This window comes from bacterium (assembly GCA_027622355.1).
Lineage (GTDB): Bacteria > UBA8248 > UBA8248 > UBA8248 > UBA8248 > JAQBZT01.
Genome location: JAQBZT010000255.1, coordinates 1 through 4,322, shown reverse-complemented (window position 1 = coordinate 4,322; position 4,322 = coordinate 1). Strand labels below are relative to the sequence as shown.

The 4,322-nt window shown below is 64.0% G+C and carries 4 protein-coding genes; all 4 read right to left on the bottom strand.

Annotation, left to right across the window (positions count from 1 at the left end):
• On the bottom strand, positions 1–745 hold a 745-nt coding region (gene pheA / locus O2807_12755; GenBank protein MDA1001370.1), incomplete at its 3' end, for a prephenate dehydratase.
• A 106-nt stretch (positions 746–851) separates the two neighbouring features.
• Positions 852–1,730, bottom strand: coding sequence for an indole-3-glycerol phosphate synthase TrpC (trpC, locus tag O2807_12750; protein MDA1001369.1), 879 nt, complete (start codon positions 1,728–1,730; stop codon positions 852–854).
• Positions 1,727–2,740 carry an anthranilate phosphoribosyltransferase gene (gene trpD, locus O2807_12745; GenBank protein ID MDA1001368.1) on the bottom strand — a complete coding sequence of 338 codons (1,014 nt, stop codon included), beginning with the start codon at positions 2,738–2,740 and terminating at the stop codon, positions 1,727–1,729. The genes trpC and trpD overlap by 4 nt, the downstream gene beginning before the upstream one ends.
• A 78-nt stretch (positions 2,741–2,818) precedes the next feature.
• Positions 2,819–4,322, bottom strand: a 1,504-nt coding sequence (locus tag O2807_12740) for a mechanosensitive ion channel (GenBank protein MDA1001367.1), incomplete at its 5' end; no start/stop codon positions are given.

Here is a 4,322-nt window from a genome sequence, read left to right as displayed (position 1 = left end):
CCTTATCCTCCGCATGCCCCTCCACATCCATGAAAAACACATACTCCCATGCCCTCTGCCGGGAGGGGCGGGACTCGATTTTCGTCATGTTGATCCCCCGCTCGGCCAAGGGGCCGAACGCCCGGTAGAGCGCCCCCGCCTCGTTCGGCAAGGTGAAGATGATGCTCGTCCGGTCTTTGCCAGTGGGCGGCGGCACCTCATGGCCCAGGACGAAAAACCGCGTGACGTTGATGCTCTCGGTGTCGAGCTTTTCCACCAGCACCCGCAGCCCGTAGTGCGCACCCGCCATGCGGCTTCCCAGGGCGGCCAGATTTTCGCTCTCAGCGGCCATTTTCGCCGCCAGCGCGGTGCTGGCCACCTCCTCGATCTGCGCCCCCGGCAGATTCTCCCGCAGCCAGCGCCGGCATTGCGCCACGGCATGGTAGTGGCTCATGACTCGCTCGATGGCCTCCAGCGATTTCGCCCGGGTGAGCAGATGGATGTCGATTGGCAAGCTGACCTCGCCCACCACCCGGAGGGAGGAGCGGAAGAGCCGATCAAGGGTGATGTTGACCGTACCCTCGAGGGCGTTCTCGATGGGCACCACGCCCGCATCCACCCGGCCGGACTCTGCCTCATCGAAGATGCCCACGATGTCGGAAACGGGGATGAAATCCGCCCCCTTGCCGAAATGGCGCACCGCCGCCTCGTGGGTGAACGTCGCCTCCGGGCCGAGATAGGCCACGCGAATCCGCCGGTTTTCCATCGCCTCCTCCCGATTCCCAGACCGCCGCCCGGCGGCCGGAGGGCGCTATCCTAGCGCAAGGGAAACTCACGCGAAAGATGATGAGGAGAGAAAACCGGAAAGAAAATCAGCGCGTTTCCTGGCCGCCCAGCCCCCGCAGCTCGCGCAAAAGGGCCGCCGGGTCGGCGCTCCGCATGAGGGACTCCCCGACGAGGATAGCGTCCACCCCCGCCGCGACGAGGGGGGCCACCTCCTTCCAGCCGAAGATGCCGCTCTCGGAGACAAAGACCAGCTCCTCTCGCCGCGCCGCCGGGATCTGCCCGATGAGACGGAAGGTGTGGGCCGCGTCCGTCTCGAAGGTCTTGAGATTGCGGTTGTTCACCCCCAGGATGCGAACGCCCGCCTCGAGCGCGCGCGCCATCTCCTCCTCGGTGTGGACCTCGATGAGCGCGTCCATTCCCAGTTCCGCCGCCCGGCCCTGCAGATCGATCAGCTCAGGCACATCGAGAACGGCCGCGATGAGGAGAATGGCGTCCGCACCCGCGGCGCGGGCCTCGATAATCTGGTAGGGGTCGAAGATGAATTCCTTGCGGATGATGGGGAGGTCCACCACCTCCCGCACCTCCCGCAGATGATCCAGATGGCCCAGAAAGCGCCGCCGCTCGGTGAGAACCGAGACCGCCGCCGCGCCCCCCGCCTGATAGCCCGCGGCGATCTCCCTCGGCGCGAAGCGATCCACTATCAATCCCTTCGAGGGAGAGGCCTTTTTCACCTCAGCGATGACGCTGATTTTTCCCCCGTCCGGGTCTACCCCGCTCGAATCCACCCCGCTCGAATCCACCCCGCCCGCCGGGCGGCGGAGGGCATCGAAGAGGCTCCGTGCCGGCACCGCATCCTGCGCAAGGCCCCGCAGCTCCGTCTCGGAGACGGCGGATTTGTCGGCGGCGAGGTCTTCACGCACGCCCGCCACAAGGCTGTCCAGGACGGTTTCGGTCTTGAGGGTCATCGGTTCGAAACCTCGATGAGAAGATCGAGCGCCTTCACCGCTTCCCCCGACGCAATTGCGGAGGCGGCCATCTGAACGCCTTCCCGAAGGTCCTTCACCCGATCCGCCGCCAGAAGCGCTCCGGCCGCGTTGAGGAGCGCGACATCGCGCTTCGCCCCCTTTTCTTTCCCGGACAGGATATCGACGAGAATCTGCGCATTCTCCTCGGGATTCCCGCCGGCGATCGCGTCCGCGGAAGCGATCGAAAGGCCCGCGTCCTCGGGGCGGACTTCATAGGTCTTCACCTGACTTCCATCCCACTCGGAGACCTGCGTCGGCCCCGTGATGGTGATCTCGTCCATCCCGTCGCGGCCGTGGACGACGATGGCGCGCTTCGAGCCGAGTTTTCCGAGGACTTCCGCCGCCAGCGCGGTCAGCTCGGGGGCGTAGACGCCCACAAGCTGGCTCTGGGCCCGGGCGGGATTCGTCAGCGGTCCCATGATGTTGAAGATGCTCCGCATGGCGAGTTCCCTCCGCGGGCCGATGGCGTGCTTCATCGCGCCGTGGAGGGCGGGCGCGAAGAGAAACCCGATCTTCGCCTCATCGAGGCAGGCGCTCACCTGTTCGGGGGAGGCTTCGATGTTGACCCCGAGCGCCTTGAGGACATCCGCGCTTCCACTCTTACTTGAAACGGAACGGTTGCCGTGCTTGGCGACGGGCTGTCCGGCGCCCGCGACGAGAAACGCCGCCGTCGTCGAGATGTTGAAGGTGTGCGTGCCGTCCCCACCCGTTCCGCAGGTGTCGATGACGTGTGGATGGCGGGTATGAATATGGGTGGCCTTGGCCCGCATGGAGCGGACGCTCCCGGCGATCTCGTCGGGCGTCTCCCCCTTCATGCGGAGCGCGACGAGGTAGCCCCCGATCTGGGCGGGCGTTGCCTCTCCGGTCATGATCTCGTCCATCACCTGCTCGGCCTCATCGGCCGAGAGATGCTGGCCCTCCACAAGCTTTCCGATCGCTTCCTGAATCATGAGATGCCACCCCTGGTTCCGGGAATTTCCCCATACACCCTCAAAGCGGAAAAACCATACCCGCCCGCCGAAGCATTCTCAACCACCGGGCGGCGCCTCGGGCGCGTCCGCCCCCGCCGGCGCTTCCCCCTGTCTCGGCGCATCGTCATCGCGCAAGCCCTGCGGAAAGAAATTGACATCGCGCTGCGGAAACGGAATCCGGATGTTGTGGCGGCGAAACGCGGCGTCGATGCCGAAGAGCAGATCGCTTTTGATGTAAACCATCTCCCGCGGCTCGCGCACCCAGTAGAGGAGCTCGAAGTTGAGGGAGCTGTCCCCGAAACTCGTGAAAATCACCCGGGACGGAGGCTGCTTGAGAACAGTATCGTGCGCCTCCGCCACCTCCAGCAGGACGCGCCGGACCCGTTCGGCGTCGCTCCCGTAGGCGACCCCGACAGGAATGCGCCCCCGCGTCAGCGTTTCGTCATGGCTCCAGTTGACCACATTGTTCGTGATGAAATTCGAATTCGGAACGATGACGGAAATGTTATCGAGTGTCCGGACCACCGTGCTGCGAAGCGCCACCTTCTGCACGATGCCGACCGTATTGCCCACCTCGATGAAATCCGAGGGCTGCACGGTCCGTTCCATCAAAAGGATGACGCCGCTGATGAGATTGTTCGCGATGGTCTGAAGCCCGAACCCCACCCCGATGCCGATGACACCGGCAAAAATCGTGAGCCCTGTGAAGTCCACGCCCACCGATCGCAGCGCGACGATGATGCCGGTGGCCAGAACAAGATAATTCACGCCGACAGAGATATTTTCGCGAACACCCTCGGTGACGGACGATTCTGTCAGCTTCTTTCGAATCAAATGCTGCAGGTACCGGCTCAACCACCACGCGATGAACAGGACTATCGCGATTTTTGCCAGGTTCGCAACGGAAATCCGCACACCGCCCAGCGTGGCGACCGGAACCGTCAGAAAGGCAAGCAGCCAGGCAATCGCCTTCAGGTCCACGCCCCACAGGATGAGGAGCGTCAGCAGGACACCCGCGTGGATGACGTAGCGGACGATTTTCTGGACGGTGCCGCTGAGCCGATGGATTTCACTATCTTCCGTCTCCGGCCGGAGATGTCCTTTGCGTCTCCGGACGAAGAAAGCGCGGATGCGCTCCTCGCTCCGGCGGTTCAACCCCCTCCCGATGGCGACGATCACGCCGCTGAACAGCAGACCGACGAGGATATAGCGCGTCAGATTCACGAAACCGAACGCATACAAAAGGAGGAGGAGCGTCATCACGGACAACAGGGACACCCGGTAGGCCCGCCCCGAGGCGGAGCGAAGCCAGGCCGGCTCCTCCCCGCCCGCGATGGCGCGGCAGATCATCTGTATCACCTCCTGTGAGGCGACCGAAATGACGATCAAAACCATGCCGACCCAGAAAATCGTCCATAGGAGCGCGATGAATCCCGGCCGGTAGGCAAAAAACTCCAGTGTCGCGATAGGAATCAGCGTCCAGAAGCAAAACGCCAGGATGCGCAGCATCGCCGGGCGGATCGAGCCCGCCGTCTCATGGGAGATGCCAAAGGGTGGGTTT